The following is a 16,972-nucleotide window of genomic DNA, read 5'->3' as shown; positions in this document are numbered from 1 at the left end:
GTCGGGGCAAATAGAAGCCTAGTCGGCTGTCTTGATCTTGATAAAGGGTTCCAGTGTCTTGGCCAGTTCTCGTGGGTCGAACTTCGGCACGTAGGCGTCGACACCGACTGATTTACCGATAGTGATATTGGCATCAGCCGAGAGTGATGAATGCATGACCACGGGGATGCCAGCGAAGCGTTTATCATCCTTAATCTTGCGGGTCAGCACGTAGCCGTCCATGCCCGGCATCTCAATATCGGTTAATACCAGTTGTACGAGGTCATACACCGGTACGTTCATGGCCTTGGCACGTTCGGCGATTTCTTCCAGACGTGCCCAGGCCTCTTCACCATTTTTGGCGCTCAGGTGTTTAATGCCCAGCGTGTCGAGTGTCATGGCAATCTGCTTTCTGGCGACGGAGGAGTCATCAGCAAACAGCACGGTCGCGTCACGCCCAAAACTTTCCACCCCCTCAAACCGGGTCAAATCATCCTGCTCCAGCTCGGTCTCGGCGAGTATTTTCTCGACATCGATGATCATAACGATGCGCTTATCGGGTAATTCGGTGACGGCGGTCACCAGACCACCAAGGCGGTTGGCCAGCATGGGTGGTGGGACTTTGATCTCATTCCATTCCATACGCAGGATTTGTTCCACGGAGTGAACGAGAAAGCCCTGGGTACTGCGATTGAATTCGGTGACGATAAGCACACTCGGCTTGGTTTCAACATCGAGATCACAGAAATGCGCCATGTCAACGACCGGGATCATCTGCCCACGCAGGCTGACCATACCCTTCACACCCGGTGGCATATCCGGTGCATGGGTGACCTCCGGCACGTGCATGACTTCACGTATTTTGAAAACGTTAATACCGAAGACCTCTTCACGGCCGGTATGGGAATCCTTACCGAGGCTGAAGAGCAAAATTTCGAGCCGATTGGCACCGGCCAGGCGTGTACGTTGGTCAACAGATTGAATGAGTGTGTCCATGTGATTTCTCTAATCCACAATAATTTTGATATCTGCCTAGTGCTATCGACAGATGAAAGAAAATATTTAGGATTTTAGTAAGACGAATATAATCACAGGGGAAAACAGCTTGTTACTTGGGCGAAAAACCCTCTACCGGTGTTGTTTTAGGCAGGAAACCGGGTTTAATTCATGGCCTTAAACAGGCGATCTTCAAGCTCGATACGCGTGGCCAGGGCCTGGCCAAGCGTTGACAGGTCCTCAGAAAATTCCTCGTTAAAGGACTCTTCGCCTTCATGTTCATACTTGTCGTTGAAATCGAGGGCCAACTGAGTGGTTTTAGCAATTTGCGGGTAGAGTTCCTCGGCCAGGGTGCAGATGTGCTGGCGACGTTCCTGCCCATCAATAATACGTTGATAAAGGCCGAAGTGCCCGGCGGCCAGATAATCGACCATGATCTGGCAAAAGTCTCGCAGGCATTCTTCCTGGCTGGCTTGCTGGCCCGGGGTCTCGTAGGCTTCGATACCGGCCACACGACAGAAATTTATCAGCACCTCGGCGCGTTCGGCCTTGAGCTGTTCAGCAATGCTGCGGGAGCGTGTCCGGCGTTCATCACGTGTGAGGTTGTGTTCGCTTACATCCATGCGCTGTCAACATTTTGTCTTAGGTGACGCTAGCATACCCCGAAGCCAGTCATTTGTTAATGTTTCATGGCATCATAAGTATCTAAGCAATTGTTAATATTTGTTAACTTTCCTGTTCAGTCCCGGTCTCAGAACAATTCAATATCATTTTCTTCGGCCTCGCTGCAGGCCTGTTTCATAATGTCTTCAATACTCTTGCCCTGAAGCAGGGCCTCGAACATGGCCTTGTCGCTGTCCAGGGTGTAATTGGCGCGGATCAGTTCCTGCAGGGCCTTCCACTCGATGGGATTGTAGAGGCGCTGTGGGCTTTCCACCAGTTTCGACAGGGCCTCAAGGCTGTTGGAGACATGCTGCATACGTTGGCTAAGGCGGTCATAGAACTGAAAGGCCATAATCGCGGAATCTACCTGACCACGGATCGCCGTGCAGTGATCGAGCAGGTTATTGCGGGTGTCATCTGCGACCATGGCCGTAACACTATCCTGCATGAATTTGACGTGGCCGACCATTTCGGTGAATGAGCGGCTTAGGTGATCGACCGATTCGTCGCCATCCCGCATGGCGTGGGTCATCCGGGTCATGGCCAGGTTCAACATCAGGACGGTCTCGCGTACCTGGCTCCAGTCAAGGTCGGGATTTTGGGCACAGGAGGCCTGGGCATTGTTGGGGCGTTCCATATAATCACCTAATTTATATACAGTATTTATGCGTGTGGTGCGGGTTTCCTGCATATCGGTACGGGGGATTGAAACATTAGCCTTTTTATAAATACCCTGGCAGAGAGTTTCCGCTATAATGCGCCGCTTTCATGCAGGCCTCCGGCAGGACGGAAAATATCGTGACAGAAGAAATTCGTAATATCGCCATTATCGCCCACGTTGACCATGGCAAGACCACCCTGGTTGACAAGTTGCTGCAGCAGTCCGGGACACTGGAAAGCCGTGGTGATTTCGAGGAGCGGGTGATGGACTCCAATGACCTGGAGAAGGAACGTGGCATCACGATCCTTGCCAAGAACACCGCTATCCGTTGGCAGGGCCAGCGCATTAATATCGTCGACACCCCGGGGCACGCCGACTTCGGGGGCGAGGTTGAACGCGTGCTGTCGATGGTCGATTCCGTGCTGTTACTCGTCGATGCCCGCGAAGGGCCGATGCCACAAACACGTTTTGTGACGCAGAAGGCACTGGCACGTGGCCTGCGGCCGATTGTCGTCGTCAACAAGATCGATCGTGATGGTTCACGCCCGGACTGGGTCGTCGACCAGACTTTTGATCTCTTCGATCGCCTCGGTGCCACCGATGAACAACTCGACTTCCCGGTCGTGTATGCCTCGGCGCTGAATGGTTTTGCCGGGCTGGAGTCGGATGTTCGGGAGGGTGATATGACGCCGCTGTTCGAAACCGTCATCAAGCATGTGCAGCCACCCAAGGTCGATGTTGATGGGCCGTTCCAGATGCAGGTCAGTCAGCTCGATTACAATAGCTATGTCGGCATTATCGGCATTGGCCGTATTACGCGCGGTAAGGTCAAGACCAATAGCCCGGTGACCGTGGTCGACCGTGAAGGCAAGAGCCGTAATGGCCGTATTTTACAGGTATTGGGTTTCCTTGGCCTTGAGCGCATCGAAGTCCCTGAGGCCTATGCCGGTGACATCATTGCCTTTACCGGCATGGAACGGCTCGATATCTCCGATACGCTCTGTGACCCGAATCATGTCGAGGCCCTGCCGGCATTGAGTGTTGATGAGCCGACCGTGAACATGACCTTCCAGGTCAATAACTCACCGTTTGCAGGTAAGGATGGCAAGTTTGTCACCACCCGCCAGATACGTGAGCGCCTTGACCGTGAGCTAAAACATAACGTCGCCCTGCGTGTAGAGGATACCCAAGACCCGGACAAATTCCGCGTTTCCGGGCGCGGTGAATTACACCTGTCGATTCTTATTGAAAACATGCGTCGCGAAGGTTTTGAGCTGGGCGTTTCACGTCCAGAGGTGATCATTAAGGAAATCGATGGCGTACGTTGTGAGCCTTTCGAGCAGCTGACTGCCGATGTGGAAGAACAGCACCAGGGTACGGTTATGGAGAAACTGGGTACTCGTGGTGCTGAACTGAAGAACATGTCACCGGATGGCAAGGGACGGGTGCGCCTCGACTTTATCATCCCGGCACGCGGCCTGATCGGTTTTCGCACCGAGTTCCTGACCGCTACCCAGGGTACGGGTCTGATCTATAGTGTGTTTGACCACTATGGACCGATCAAGGGCGGTGACTTTGGTCAACGTAACCGAGGTGTGTTGATCTCCAACGGCATGGGTAAGGCACTCGGCTTTTCGTTATTCAACCTGCAGGAACGAGGTCGTTTGATTATCGGCCCGAATGAGGAAGTCTACGAAGGCATGATTATTGGTATTCATTCACGTGCCAATGACCTGGTCGTGAACCCGCTCAAGGGCAAGCAGCTGACCAACGTACGCGCTTCGGGTACCGATGAGAATATTGTCCTCACCCCGGCGATTCGCATGACCCTGGAACAGGCGCTAGAGTTTATTGATGAAGATGAACTGGTGGAAGTGACGCCGAACCATATCCGTATACGTAAAAAGTTCCTTAAGGAGCATGAGCGTAAACGCAGCAGCCGCTCAGCATAAAGCATATAAAAAGGCCGGTCACTGACCGGCCTTTTTTATTAGTGAACAGCAAAATTTACTGACTAAGGTGAATCAGGCGTTCATGCAGGGGCTGTACCGGGCGCACGCTCTTGCTGAAGATATTGGTGAAGGCCGCAACCTGTTCGGCTGAGACTTCAACCGGTGCCTGCATCACCATCCAGTTCACGCCCTCACTGCAAGGTGGTGTGGTCAGTGAGCCGCTGTAGTTGTAGAAACTCTGCTTGGCAGGTAACAGATCGGCAACATTGAGCTGCGTATCAGATTGTTTGTGCTCACCGGCCTGTGTGGGCAAGCTGGCCCAAATGGCATCAATCACCGGATTGGCCTTGCCTTTTTTCATGAGTACGCCGATCACGCCGAGTTGGCCATCACCGGCCTGGTGGACGAGGTGGGCAACCATGTCATAAGGCTGACCGTCAACGGTATGTTCGCTCGGGCTGTGGAAGTGGAATTGCAGCAGCTGGTATTGCTTGCCACCGACTTCGATACTACTGCCAGCGGCATAGTTAACCTGGATGGTATGGCCATTATTGACGACGTCCAGGGTAGTGGGCTGGTAGCTGAACCGGATATCAGCCAGCTGGGCAGGCCTGGCGCCGCTGATATTGATCGGTGACTGGCTCTTGCCGGTCTTGCAGGTGGCGTATTCTGCGGCGAGGTCGCCCCAGTGTGCAGGACCTTCATGGCCCTCATAGCCCCAGTGGGGTTTGCCGGCAGCTGCGGCAAAGGCGAGACTACTGGCGAGGAACAGGCTCGCTGTCGCCAGGCCGGTTTTAATCATACGGGCTTTCATGTGTTGTTACTTCTCCCTATTTATTGGTTATTTATTGGTTCTGGAACAGCCAGAGGCCGGCTACGTTACGCCTCACTCCATGGCCGGTCAATTGCTGGACGGAGGCGGGTTGTGGCCTGATGTTTTAATACGTTGTTTTTCACAGGCCTCGACATCGCTGATTAAACGGTTCTGCTCGTCCCACTGCTCACTGTCAATGATATGACCACAGGTCGCGCAGGTGAATTCAAAAATTCGACAGTCTGCCACCTGCGGGCGACGTTCAAGTTCATCGATCGTAAAGGGCTGTTCGGCACTGACCAGGCCCGAATGCAGGAGCAGGGCAAGGGGGATCGCGCTGTGCCGAGCTAAACAGGGCTTCATGGACGCTTCAGTTTTATCAACAGGTAGCCGAGTTGGCGGTAATCATTGATCTGCGCCGGGCCTGCGGCGGAGACGTTAATGTAATCGGGGAATTCATTCTCGTCGACGTTATGTCGTTCGGCATAGGTGCCACAAACATGGACGCTGACATCATTATCCTTGACCAGTGACTGAATACCACGATGGACCTTGGCATACTGGGTTTGTTTGTCGCGGGTCAGGGCAAACTGCTCCCTGCCATGGGTAACAACGGCAACAGGCAGTTCGGGGAAGCGCTCGCGCAGTTGCTGGATGTGTTGTTGCACGGCAGGAATGGCCCAGCGCAGGTAGTCGTTATCGCCGCTGACGATCTCAAAGACAACCCCGGGTGGGGCCTCGGATAATAACAAAACCTCGTCAAGTTCGAGACCGGAGGCAAACAGGCGATAACTGCCAAAAAGCAGGGCGAGGCCCAGTAAGGTCCAGTGGGCAATTCGTTTAAAGCTGCGCATAATAGGTCCGCCTATGAATGAGATGATGCGTGTTGATGTGTGCTTAATCAACAAGTTCCAGCAATCAGGCCTGATTATCAGGAAAGTTTATTACCTATAATTAGAAATTTTAATAAGGATTTAATAATACAATAAAAGTCTAATGAATCATTAGCCTAGTCATAAAACCTCGAGTGTTGTCAGTTTTTCGCCCAGGCAGGGGGCTTGTGGTTAAGGCCGCGGTTGTCATAATCGGTGCTCGAATAATAATATTCTTAATGAGGTAGTCCCCATGCAACGAATGAGATGGTCTTTTATTGTGACAGCCTTTTTGTCTTTGATTACCCTGGCGGGGGTCGCGCAGGCTGAAGACAAGTGGTTGTACCCCTATATTTTGGCATCAGAAACTGAAGGTAATGTGAATGCCACGGCTGAACGGGCCAAGGCGGCACTTAAGGCCGCTGGTTTTGAGCTGGTAGGCAGCTACTCCCCTTATGCGGATACCGTGGTCATCGCCGCGACGAATGCCGCGCTAAAGGCCGCTGCGGCCAGTACCGAGTTTGGTGGTTATGGTGCCGTAGTGCGTGTTGCCGTGACCAAGGTTGGCGGCAAGACACAGGTCTCGTTTTTTAACCCGGACTGGATGGCTGAGGCCTACCGTATGCAGGCAGACCTGTCGGGGGTACGTCAGGGGCTGGAAAAGGCATTGGGTATGCAACGGGCATTTGGTTCAGAGGCCCCGGGCTGGAAGGCCAATCAGTTGAATAATTACCACTTCATGGTCTTTATGCCCTATTTTGATGACCACAATAAACTCGCAGAACATGATTCCTACGAGGCCGCCCTCAGGGCCGTTGAAATGAATCTGGCAGCGGGTAAAGGCAATACGGCAAAGGTCTATCGCGTTGATATACCGGGTAAGCAGCAGACGGTTTTCGGTGTTGCCATCGGCGGTGCGCCGGCCGGTGATGAGCACATTATGAAGATCATCGATAAGGCGCCTGTCAAGCAGACGGCTCACTTGCCGTACGAACTGCTGGTCAGTGGCGGTAATGTTTATGCACTGCATGCCAAGTTCCGTATTGCCGTGAACTTCCCGGACCTGGACATGGGCACCTTTATGCACATTAACGATGCCCCGGACGCCATTGAGGAATCTCTACAGCAGGCCGCAGGCGGTAATTAAGCTTTTTCTATTATGGTTTGTCTGCAACGGGGCCCATTGCCGGGCCCCGTTTTTTTTGCCGGCATAAACGTCGATTATTTGGTATCCCCGGGCTTTTTTTGCCATAGTGCATAGAGTTAAGAATAAAACTAGCGGGGAAGGCAATGGCACAGACCGAGATTATTTCACTGACGCCAACACAGGCTTACCAGAAGCTGGAGGATGAGCATCGCGCCATTTTGGTGGATGTGCGTTCAAATATGGAATTCCTGTTTGTCGGTCACCCCAAGGGGGCGATTAGTCTTCCCTGGATCGATGAACCTGACTGGACAATCAATCCACACTTTACTACTGATGTGCGTAAGCTGCTCCTGGGCGGTGTCTCCTGTCATGATGATGTGGGTTGTGCACCGGTGATCCTTATTTGTCGTAGTGGTAAGCGTTCTCTCGAAGCCGGTGAACACCTGATTAAGGATGGCTTTACGGAAGTCTATAATGTTCTCGATGGCTTTGAGGGCGATCTGGATGAACAGCATCATCGCAGTGCCCTCGGTGGCTGGCGATTTCATAATCTGCCGTGGGAACAGTGTTAGTTATTTAAAGACAGTAATAATAAAAAGGGAAGAGGGTGGACGGACAAACATCCAGTATTCTTGTCGTTGAAGATGATGAAGATATCTGTCTGCTGATGAGACAGGTTATCGAGCGGTTGGGTAGCCATGTCCTGACGGCAGAAAATGGTGGTGAGGCCATGGACATCATTGAACGTGAGCACATCGACATGGTCTTGCTGGATGTGATGATGCCGGTGATTGATGGTTTCGAAGTATTGGCATGGATCCGTGAGCGTTACTCAATGGTGGAATTGCCGGTCATCATGGTGACGGCACTATCCGAGAGTGATTTTGTGCTTAAGGCTCTGAAGATGGGGGCGAATGATTTTGTGCCCAAGCCCTTTGATTTTGGCGTGGTGCAGGCACGTGTGAATACGCAACTAACACTTAAACGCCTGGCTGATCAGAATAGTGAATTTCTTGGTATCACCAGTCATGACCTGAGAAAGAACGTGGCCCTGATTACAGATGTGGTCTCGGTTATGGGAGACAGACTTAAGGAAGAAAATCTGGCTGAGGATTTCCATGAGGCCTGCTCGCTGATTAAGACCTCAGCCGAGAGCATGAAACAGATCACCGAAGATTTTCTCGCCTTGCAGGTTATCCATGATGGCAATATCCGCTTGTTCAAAACCGGTGTGGACATCCATGCCCTGATAATGAAGTTGATTGAACAGGACAATGGCTATGCCCGGCGCAAGGGGGTTAGGCTGACAACCGACCTGGATAAAAAACTGGTGGAGATAGACGTCGATGCTATGCGTATTGAGCAGGTGCTGGCGAACCTGATTGGCAATGCCATCAAGTTCAGCCAGCCAGGGACGACGACCTGCGTGCGCACCAGGAAGGAAGCCGGTGAGGTCTTGATCGAGGTCTGTGATGAGGGCCCGGGTTTTCTGCCTGAGGAGATAGACCGCGTTTTTCATCAATATATCGGTCTGAGTAATCGCCCTACCGGCGGTGAAATCAGTTCCGGGATGGGGCTGAAAATCTGCGCCCGCTTTGTCCAACTGCACAAGGGGGAGATTGGCGTCAGCAACAACGAGGGACCAGGGGCGACATTCTGGTTGCGTCTGCCAGCCTGTGTCGTAGACTGAAGTCTCGCATTAAGTTGACTACGGGATTGGCCGCGAAGGTCTTTGCTGTCCAGCAGCAGTTGCCATGACAGCGGTGCGGTTTAGCCGCGTGAGAGGATATTCATTGCGGCATTGATGCGGCTGAGTTGTTCGTCATCGCCGCCGCGATCGGGGTGGTGCTGCATGGCCAGCCGGCGATAATGTTGTTTGATGTCGGTATTGCTGACCGGGTCTTCGAGACCGAGCACAGACAGGGCTTCGCGGCGACTCTCATTAGAATAAAAGCCTGACCAGAAATCGCCAAGCATGTTTTTAACATCATCAGCGGACATCTTTTCCAGTTGCGTAATGTCGAGATAAAACTCGCGTAGCAGGTCGCCCTCGGCAGGCAGACCGCGTTCACTGGCCTGCCATTCAGACAGGCAAATCTTCAGGGCGCTGATCTCTATCTGCGCACATTGCTGCGTATGCAGTTGTTCGCGAAGCCGGTAAAGGGCGTTAAATAACAGAAAGTGGCGACAGAACAGGGCATGTTCGGATTGCCAGGCACTGCGATCATATTCTGCCTTGCCCTGTTCGGCGAGGGCATTGAAGAGTTCATACTCACTGATGCCGGCCGGGTGCGCGCGTAAAATATCACACAACTGCCGCAGGAAGGGGTCTTCTATGCCGTTATGGTCCGGCCACTTGCCAGAATTACCTGACATGGCTTAGGTAAATATACGAGGTTGTCTGTTTACAATTGTTCACGCTGATGAAACCTTGGTGTAAGCATAGTTTGCTAGAGTTCTCATACGTTACGTTGCCATGCAACTTTACACAAGGTGGCCGCCCTATGAGCCGTTACGCAGAAATGAGAGAGACCCTGTCCCTGATCGACGATGAGGCCATTGATGTAGGTAATCATGTGCAGATTTCAGCAGGTAATGAAATTGCCGGATCGCTACTCGAGCGCATGGAGGCCATTGAACTGTATGTCTGCGAACTCATCAAGGTGCTGCGGGATTACGAGACCGCGCGGGCAGACACTCCCGAAGAGGGCAAATGGGCAGGGTCGTTGCCGCTCGAATTCCTGAAATGGGACCTCCTGAACCTCGTTGAAGAGTCGCGTATGGACACGGTTCATCTGAAGGCGATGCTGAAACGGGCCTCACGCCAATCGGCACAAAAGACGCTGTATCTGAATTAAGTCGGGTTGACGTGTAGACAGGCTGCAAGCGGATTTGGCCATCAGGCCCAAGACTACCTATTCCCGTCGCAAGGTATGCTGGATTGTTGCGGTCAGTGGTGGGAGATTGGGGGGTGCAGACAGACGCGCAGCAAGTGAATCGCGTGCCTGAATTTCTTCCTCATTCGGCGCGTCCCTGCCGAGGCACTGTATCCATACCTATCTTGCCGGGCATTCCCCTCTCCCCCCGTGCAAGATTGAATCTTAAAGATACTCTTTATACTCCCGGTGAGGTGTAGTGAAATGCCGATGAAGATTGTAGGAAAATGCTTACGCGATGGATAACCAGGGTGGCTTGTTCTCATACGTTAAGAGACAGAAAATACAAAGGACCAGCTGATTTGGGAAGATGCGTTTTTATGCTCGACAGCGCAATGAATAAAGTGGTGAGACGATGCGGCTAGGTATCGATCTGGGTGGGACGAAGATAGAGATCGTCGCCCTCGACGAAGATGGAAGTGAGTGCTTACGTCGGCGTATCGCTACGCCACAAGGAGACTACACGGCTACAGTCAAGGCAATTACCGAACTGGTACAGGCCGCCGAGGCTGCGCTGGCACAGACCGCTACGGTTGGGGTCGGCATGCCGGGGGCTGTTTCGGCGCGCGACGGGCGGGTCAAGAATGCGAACTCGGTGTGTCTGAACGGTCAGCCGCTCAAACAGGACCTCGAGGCAGCCCTGCAGCGCAAGGTACGCCTGGCCAACGATGCCAATTGTTTTGCCCTCTCCGAGGCGATTGATGGCGCCGCGGCCGGGGCTGGTAGCGTGTTTGGCGTGATCCTGGGGACGGGTACCGGCGGCGGGGTGGTCATCAATGGCCAGATCCTCGAGGGGGCGAATGCCATCGCTGGTGAGTGGGGGCATAACCCCTTGCCCTGGCCGACTTCGGCAGAGTGGCCGGGTCCCGAGTGTTATTGCGGGCGGCAGGGCTGCATTGAGACCTATTTATCCGGACCGGGTTGGCTGGCGCGGCATTCGCAACACACCGGCCAGACCCTGGGTTCGGTCGAGAAATTGCTCCGCCGGGCGGGCGAGGGGGATGCCGATTGCCAGGCCAGCCTGTTGACCTATAAACAGCGCCTGGCCCGTGCCCTGGCCCATGTCATCAACCTCCTCGACCCGGAGGTGATCGTCCTGGGCGGCGGGCTGTCGAATATTGAGAGTCTGTACACCGATGTGCCCGCGTTATGGCCGGCCTGGGTGTTTTCTGACCAGGTGCTGACCGCCTTGCGTCCCCCTCAACACGGCGACTCGAGCGGGGTGCGTGGTGCCGCCTGGTTATGGCCTTAGTTATCCGGCCAGTCGAGCAGGTAGTCCTCGAGTTGCTCTTCGGCAACCCGGGTTTCATTAATGACGCGGTCACGCACCGACATCCCGGCCCGGTGCACGGACTCCGGGTCGCCGGAGAGCAGGGGGTGCCAGTCGGGCAGGGGCCGCCCTTCGGCGAGACGACGGTAGGCACAACTACTGGGCAGTGCCGTTGAGTCGAGGCATTGCGATGGCTCGAGTACGATACAATCTGGGACGTAGCGGAGGCGTTCGGTATAGCGCTGGCAGCGACAGCTGTGGCTGTCGAGTAAACGGCAACTGACGCTGGTAAAGTAGACCTGCCCCGAGTCCTCGTCTTCGAGTTTGTGCAGGCAGCAGCGGCCGCAGCCATCGCAGAGGGATTCCCACTCTTCGGCGTTCATCTCGGCGAGGCTCTTGTGTTCCCAGAAAGGCTTCATTGCTAGGGTTTTCATATGGCTGATGGCAAGGCCGTAGTGTGGGAGAAGAATGGAAAAAATGGAAACATTACCTGACTACCTGGCGGAAGACCTCGATATTGTCTCGATTGGTAGTAACCCCTCACCCTATTCCATACGCGTACAGTGTTATTATGGTAACCCACAAAACCGTTTCTGGAAGGCACTAAACGCCTCGGGGCTGGTGGATGAACCCTTGCAGCCCGGGGCGGTGGCCCTGCAACGCCTGCTGGGGACGTATCGTTTTGGTTTTACGGATGTCGTTAAACCGCCGACAGCGGGGGTCGCGCAGTTGCGTGCCAGTGACTACCGACACGGGGCACCGCTGCTGAAAGAAAAATTACTCAGGTATCAGCCGCGCATTTGCTGGTTTCACGGCAAGGTGGCCTACAAGAATTACCTCAAGTACACGGGTGAAAAGGTCGACGGTATTGATTGGGGTTTGCAACCACTGCGCATCGGCAAATCACGCGTGATGGTCACGCCGAACCCGAGCCCGGCCAATGCCCGTTATTCACTCGATGACCTGGTGGCCTGGTATAAAAAGGTCAGGGTGTTGCGAGATCAATTGAACAAGAAACCATCAGGAAGTCGTCATGAAGAAGGCCCCCAATAATCCTTTTGATCGCCTCTACAAGGCCTGCGGTTATTCACTGGTTGGCCTGCGCGCCGCGTACAGGAATGAACAGGCCTTCCGCCAGGAGGTGTGGCTGGGCCTTATTCTTGTGCCACTGGCCTTTTACCTCACGGCCAGCCCGATAGAGCGGTCCTTGTTGATTGGTGCATGGCTACTGGTCATGATCACGGAATTACTGAACTCGGCCATCGAGGCCGTGGTCGACCGCTTCGGTGATGAATGGCATGAACTCGCCGGGCGTGCCAAAGATATTGCCTCGGCCGCCGTATTCCTGTCACTGGTGCTGGCCCTCCTGGTTTGGTTCCTGATTGTCCTGACACCGATATAAAGGCTCCATTTCCGTTGCTATACAGCGGTTTCTATACAAACACGACCATTTTGCTAGACTTTTCCATTGTTACTGGCTGGGTGTGCGACGAGGTCGCCGATCCTTGTGATGATATTTTTAGATAACAGGTGGTCCATGCAAGCTGGAAAATACAGACGCATAGGTTTTTTCGTCGCCATACTCTACTGGGTGATTGAATCCTGGGTTCACACTATTGTCTTTGGTGAAGCGTTTGCGCTTATCCCGACCGATCCGAACGAGATATACATGCGCACGGTTATCGCCCTGCTGGTGATAGGGTTTGGCTTTTATGCCTGCCACAACACCCAGCGCTTACTGGAAAAAGAGCAACAACGCATCCAGGTGTTCATGCAGACCTCACGTGCCACACAGCATATCCTGAATAATTTTCTTAACCAGATGCAGTTGTTCAGGATGGTGGAACAGAAAAACGCACCACACAATCCCGAATTGGTGGGCAAGCTCGATGCTATCGTCAAGGAGGCCGCTGACCAGGTCGTGGCATTGAGCCAGATCACCGACCCGACGGAAGAAAATATCAGTCGTACGATATTCCCGGGGCATTAAAGAGAAATCTCCCCTGTGTGACAGTCTTATGACCATATCGCTTGTTGCGGCTGCCAGGCGAGAGGATATTTCATAATTTTGTCATATAACTGACATCTGTTTGTCATTGCTTGTGCCGATCATGGCTGCCTATAAAACCACACTTTTATAGGAATATTTGCCATGACTAGCCAATGCACTAACGAACTGTGCATGGAGCATGCACAGCAGGATGCTGATTGGATAAGCCTGGTCTTCCTGGATATTCTTGAAACAGAATCTCTGACGGCTATATACCAGCCCATTGTCGACCTGAATCAGCAGACCATCTACGGTTATGAATCCCTGATCAGGGGGCCTTCAGACAGCGCCTTCCATAGTCCGGTCACACTATTTGATATGGCCATACGTGAAGACAGGCTGAATGAACTGGATATGTTATGCCGCAAGTGTGGCATCAAGGGTTTTCAGTCCAGGCGCTTGCAGGGCAAGTTGTTTCTCAATGCCACCCCGCAAAGTTTGCTCGGACCACAACACCGTTCAGGCCTGACCCTGGAGATACTTAATCAGATTGGTATCAGACCTGAGAATGTGGTCATCGAACTGACCGAACAGTATCCCCTGTATGACTTTGAGGTCATGCGTAAGGCGATTGATCATTACAAGACAATGGGCTTTGAGATCGCCATTGATGACCTCGGCGCCGGTTACTCAGGCTTGCGTACCTGGTCCGAACTGCGCCCGGATTATGTCAAGGTCGATCGGCATTTTATCCAGAACATCCATGAAGACAAGGTCAAGCAATCCTTCCTGCGCTCGATTGTAGACATCGCACGGGGACTTGATTGCAAGGTTATAGCCGAGGGCATAGAAACCCAGGACGAGTGTCGAACGATCTCGGCCATGGGTATCCCCTTTGGCCAGGGCTATTACTTCGCTCGTCCTGCCGAATCGCCCCCTTATGTAATCCCCGGCAAGCTGTTTCAGTGCGCAGTATCACATGAATGCAAGAAACACCTGAAGCAAACGTCCGAAAGTGTCGCGGATCTGCTGGTGCAAACTGCACATGTGCGCCCTGACACAACCCTGGATGCGACACACCAGTTGTTTCATGAAAATGAATCGCTGACAGCAATCCCGGTTGTCGATAACAATAATAAGGCCCTGGGGCTGATTCGTCGCAACCAGCTGCTTGCAACCTTTTCGACCCAGTATGGACGTTCACTGTATGCAAACAAATCCGTTATTGATATTGCCGACAAATCAGTGGTGATTGTGGAAAAACAGTGGGGCATCGAACAAGTTAGTAAACTGGTTACCGACAGCATGAAGTCGCAGCTCGAGGCGGACTTTATTATTGTCGAAGGCGGTGAATACAGAGGCCTTGGCAAGGTCCTGGACCTGTTACGCAAGATCACCAAGCTGCAAATACGTAATGCCCGCTATGCCAATCCCCTAACCCTGTTGCCGGGCAATGTGCCGATTTACGAAAGGCTGGATGAATTGATGCTCGGCGAAAGTCGCTTTGCCGTGGCCTATTGCGATATTGATAACTTTAAACCGTATAACGACGTCTATGGTTATGGAAAAGGGGACCAGGTAATAAAGTTGATCGCCGATATCCTTTCCCAGCATATCGATACATCTGGAGACTTTATTGGTCATGTTGGGGGTGATGATTTTATCGTTATTTTTCTCAGTGATAACTGGGCAGAACGCTGTAATAACATCCTGCGCAGTTTTGAGAAGGAGATAGTCAAGTTCTATAACCATACGGATAATGAGCGAGGCGGAATACTTGCCATATCCCGGGATGGGGATGAAAAATTCTACCCGATTATGAGCCTGTCGATTGGCGTCATTATGGTGAACCCTGAACAGTATCTTTCTCATGCCGATATCGCCGAGCTGGCCAGCCATGCCAAGCATCATGCCAAGAATATAGTTGGCAACAGCCTGTTCATTGAGCGGCGTGTACAGCGGGCCTTTGCTACGCCACCCAAAACCGACGGACAGGAGGGTCTGTTATGAGCATCAAGGGTAAACTGATTACGATATTCATTTCATCGATCGTTGTCTTTCTTGTGGCCATGATGTTAATCGCAAAACATTATGAGGCCGCCTTTACCGAGGCGGATGAGGTGAATAATGCCAATGCCAGGCAGATGTCGCTGGCTTTGCGGGCGCAGGTGGAGTTCAAGACCCAGGTACAGGAATGGAAGAATATCCTCCTGCGTGGTTATGATGATGCCCTGTATGACAAGCACCTGGGCGGTTTTAATGAGCAGGAGCGCCGAACCCGTGAACTGGTCGATGAACTGTTGCTGGAACTGGAAGACGATCAGGAATTGTATGAAAAGATACTGGCCTTTTCCCATGCACATGAGGAAATGGGCAAGCGCTATCGTACGGCTTTGCCAGTATACAAACTGGCCGAGCACAAGCCGCACATCACCACCGACAAGTACGTGCGCGGCATGGACCGTCAACCCGTACGCATTCTCAGCGAGATCGTGGCCGCAGTGTGGGTCAAGCGCGATGCCACACTGGCACAGATACATAATGATATGGCTGCAGAGCGCCGGAACGTGATGGTGGTACTGGTCGTGGTCACGCTTGTCCTTGCCGTGATATTTTTCTGGTTGATTGGGCGTATGGTATTCAATCCCCTGGACCGGGTCGTCAAGTCGATTACCGCTGTCGCGGCGGATGTGCGCAATAACCAGGGCGATCTGGGTTACCGCCTGCCGATCAACTCAAAGGACGAACTGGCAGCCCTGTCGGACAGTTTTAATGTGTTTATGTCGGCAATGCAGGCGCTGGTCGACAGGATCAAGGATTCGACCCGACAATTAAATAACTCAGCTGCCGGTCTGCTACTGGCTGCAGAAGAAAACTACCAGGGCATGCAGCAGCAACAGCAAGGCATTGAACATGTGTCTTTGTCTATGTCGCAGATGTCGGCGGCAGTCAGGGAAGTCTCCGGTAACGCCCATCAGGCCTCAGAGTCCACGGGGGGCGCCGTTACCCAGGCCGGTGAAGGGCGTGTGGTGGTGCAGCGGGTGGTCGATACCATGGAGGGTTTGTCCAGCGAGGTGGAACAGGCCAGTGAGGTGGAACAGGCCAGTGAGGTGATTCGCAGTGTCAACCAGCAGGCCCAGGGCATTAACAAGATACTCGAGACCATTAGTGGTGTTGCCGAGCAGACCAACCTGCTGGCATTGAATGCGGCGATCGAGGCGGCCCGTGCCGGTGAGCAGGGCCGGGGCTTTGCCGTGGTCGCCGACGAGGTCCGGGTGCTGGCGGGTAACACCGAGGCCTCGACGCGTGAGATACAGGTGATCATCCAGGAACTCCAGCAAGGCGCGAGCGAGGCGGTTGTGGTCATGGACAAGGGGCGTGAGGCGTCCGTTGACTGCATGACACACGCCCGCGAGGCGAATCGTGTGCTTAACGGGATCGATGAGGCTCTGGCCATGATTAACCTGACCAACCAGTGTATAGCCAGTGCGGTGGAGCAGCAGACTGCAGTGAGCGAGGAGATCGTGCGCAGTATTGATGCCATCTCCGGTCTATCTATACAAACGGCAACGGATTCTCAACAGGCCATGGTCCTGGCAGAACATACCGCAACGCAGAGTGATGCCCTGCAGACCATGGTGAATGCCTTTAAATAGTTGTCGCCAGGAATGTTATAGTCATGGCTGACGATA

Annotated in this window: 19 protein-coding genes; 11 read left to right on the top strand and 8 right to left on the bottom strand. The window is 53.2% G+C overall.

Features of this window, described 5'->3' with window-relative positions:
- Positions 1 to 18: 18 nt before the first annotated feature.
- The 3 genes from EL386_RS12155 to EL386_RS12145 all read right to left on the bottom strand — a co-directional run bounded on the left by EL386_RS12155 (position 19) and on the right by EL386_RS12145 (position 2,275).
- Positions 19 to 975, bottom strand: coding sequence for a chemotaxis protein (locus tag EL386_RS12155; protein ID WP_126456508.1), 957 nt, complete (start codon positions 973 to 975; stop codon positions 19 to 21).
- Between the two features lie 164 nt (positions 976 to 1,139).
- A complete protein-coding gene (locus EL386_RS12150) occupies positions 1,140 to 1,598 on the bottom strand; it encodes an Rsd/AlgQ family anti-sigma factor (RefSeq protein ID WP_126456507.1) in 459 nt (152 codons plus the stop codon).
- A 128-nt stretch (positions 1,599 to 1,726) separates the two neighbouring features.
- A complete protein-coding gene (locus tag EL386_RS12145) occupies positions 1,727 to 2,275 on the bottom strand; it encodes a hypothetical protein (protein WP_126456506.1) in 549 nt (182 codons plus the stop codon).
- A gap of 161 nt (positions 2,276 to 2,436) precedes the next feature.
- On the opposite strand from EL386_RS12145, the gene typA reads away from it, so the two are divergent.
- Positions 2,437 to 4,251, top strand: a complete 1,815-nt coding sequence (typA, locus tag EL386_RS12140; RefSeq protein ID WP_126456505.1) for a translational GTPase TypA — start codon at positions 2,437 to 2,439, stop codon at positions 4,249 to 4,251.
- Positions 4,252 to 4,306: 55 nt separating this feature from the next.
- Here the strand turns inward: typA and EL386_RS12135 are convergent, their stop codons facing one another.
- The 3 genes from EL386_RS12135 to EL386_RS12125 form a co-directional block, all read right to left on the bottom strand.
- A complete protein-coding gene (locus EL386_RS12135) occupies positions 4,307 to 5,065 on the bottom strand; it encodes a carbonic anhydrase (protein WP_197722080.1) in 759 nt (252 codons plus the stop codon).
- 87 nt (positions 5,066 to 5,152) lie between these two features.
- On the bottom strand, positions 5,153 to 5,428 hold the full coding sequence (locus EL386_RS12130) for a hypothetical protein (protein ID WP_126456504.1): 276 nt from the start codon (positions 5,426 to 5,428) through the stop codon (positions 5,153 to 5,155).
- Complete coding sequence (locus EL386_RS12125) at positions 5,425 to 5,919, bottom strand: DsrE family protein (protein WP_126456503.1); 495 nt, start codon at positions 5,917 to 5,919, stop codon at positions 5,425 to 5,427. Before EL386_RS12125 ends, EL386_RS12130 begins: the two co-directional genes overlap by 4 nt.
- 271 nt (positions 5,920 to 6,190) lie before the next feature.
- Between EL386_RS12125 and EL386_RS12120 the strand changes: the two genes are divergently transcribed.
- The 3 genes from EL386_RS12120 to EL386_RS12110 all read left to right on the top strand — a co-directional run bounded on the left by EL386_RS12120 (position 6,191) and on the right by EL386_RS12110 (position 8,774).
- Complete coding sequence (locus tag EL386_RS12120) at positions 6,191 to 7,084, top strand: hypothetical protein (protein WP_197722079.1); 894 nt, start codon at positions 6,191 to 6,193, stop codon at positions 7,082 to 7,084.
- A gap of 143 nt (positions 7,085 to 7,227) precedes the next feature.
- Positions 7,228 to 7,656 (top strand): rhodanese-like domain-containing protein, encoded by a 429-nt coding sequence (locus tag EL386_RS12115; protein WP_126456502.1) that lies wholly within the window; start codon positions 7,228 to 7,230, stop codon positions 7,654 to 7,656.
- Positions 7,657 to 7,691: 35 nt separating this feature from the next.
- Positions 7,692 to 8,774: a hybrid sensor histidine kinase/response regulator gene (locus tag EL386_RS12110; protein ID WP_126456501.1), complete on the top strand. Its 1,083-nt coding sequence runs from the start codon at positions 7,692 to 7,694 to the stop codon at positions 8,772 to 8,774.
- Positions 8,775 to 8,854: 80 nt separating this feature from the next.
- Here the strand turns inward: EL386_RS12110 and EL386_RS12105 are convergent, their stop codons facing one another.
- Entirely contained in the window at positions 8,855 to 9,460 is a 606-nt protein-coding gene (locus EL386_RS12105) for a DNA-J related domain-containing protein (RefSeq protein ID WP_126456500.1), read from the bottom strand.
- 128 nt (positions 9,461 to 9,588) lie between these two features.
- On the opposite strand from EL386_RS12105, the gene EL386_RS12100 reads away from it, so the two are divergent.
- A complete protein-coding gene (locus EL386_RS12100) occupies positions 9,589 to 9,942 on the top strand; it encodes a hypothetical protein (protein WP_126456499.1) in 354 nt (117 codons plus the stop codon).
- Between the two features lie 433 nt (positions 9,943 to 10,375).
- Entirely contained in the window at positions 10,376 to 11,272 is an 897-nt protein-coding gene (locus EL386_RS12095) for an ROK family protein (protein WP_126456498.1), read from the top strand.
- Here EL386_RS12095 and EL386_RS12090 read toward each other — a convergent pair.
- The gene (locus EL386_RS12090) at positions 11,269 to 11,709 is read right to left on the bottom strand and encodes a YcgN family cysteine cluster protein (RefSeq protein ID WP_197722077.1); all 441 of its coding nucleotides are present in this window, start codon (positions 11,707 to 11,709) and stop codon (positions 11,269 to 11,271) included. The two genes, EL386_RS12095 and EL386_RS12090, sit on opposite strands and share 4 nt — an antisense overlap.
- A gap of 58 nt (positions 11,710 to 11,767) precedes the next feature.
- On the opposite strand from EL386_RS12090, the gene EL386_RS12085 reads away from it, so the two are divergent.
- From EL386_RS12085 to EL386_RS15645, 5 genes are all read left to right on the top strand, one after another.
- On the top strand, positions 11,768 to 12,343 hold the full coding sequence (locus EL386_RS12085; protein ID WP_172597717.1) for a mismatch-specific DNA-glycosylase: 576 nt from the start codon (positions 11,768 to 11,770) through the stop codon (positions 12,341 to 12,343).
- The gene (locus EL386_RS12080) at positions 12,324 to 12,692 is read left to right on the top strand and encodes a diacylglycerol kinase (protein ID WP_126456495.1); all 369 of its coding nucleotides are present in this window, start codon (positions 12,324 to 12,326) and stop codon (positions 12,690 to 12,692) included. The genes EL386_RS12085 and EL386_RS12080 overlap by 20 nt, the downstream gene beginning before the upstream one ends.
- 135 nt (positions 12,693 to 12,827) lie before the next feature.
- Positions 12,828 to 13,280 (top strand): hypothetical protein, encoded by a 453-nt coding sequence (locus tag EL386_RS12075; protein WP_126456494.1) that lies wholly within the window; start codon positions 12,828 to 12,830, stop codon positions 13,278 to 13,280.
- Between the two features lie 162 nt (positions 13,281 to 13,442).
- The gene (locus tag EL386_RS12070; protein ID WP_126456493.1) at positions 13,443 to 15,290 is read left to right on the top strand and encodes a GGDEF domain-containing protein; all 1,848 of its coding nucleotides are present in this window, start codon (positions 13,443 to 13,445) and stop codon (positions 15,288 to 15,290) included.
- The gene (locus EL386_RS15645) at positions 15,287 to 16,936 is read left to right on the top strand and encodes a methyl-accepting chemotaxis protein (protein ID WP_126456492.1); all 1,650 of its coding nucleotides are present in this window, start codon (positions 15,287 to 15,289) and stop codon (positions 16,934 to 16,936) included. The genes EL386_RS12070 and EL386_RS15645 overlap by 4 nt, the downstream gene beginning before the upstream one ends.
- Positions 16,937 to 16,972 lie beyond the last annotated feature (36 nt).

The sequence above is a fragment of the Sulfuriflexus mobilis genome (assembly GCF_003967195.1).
Lineage (GTDB): Bacteria > Pseudomonadota > Gammaproteobacteria > AKS1 > AKS1 > Sulfuriflexus > Sulfuriflexus mobilis.
This window is presented reverse-complemented; position numbering and strand designations above follow the sequence as displayed.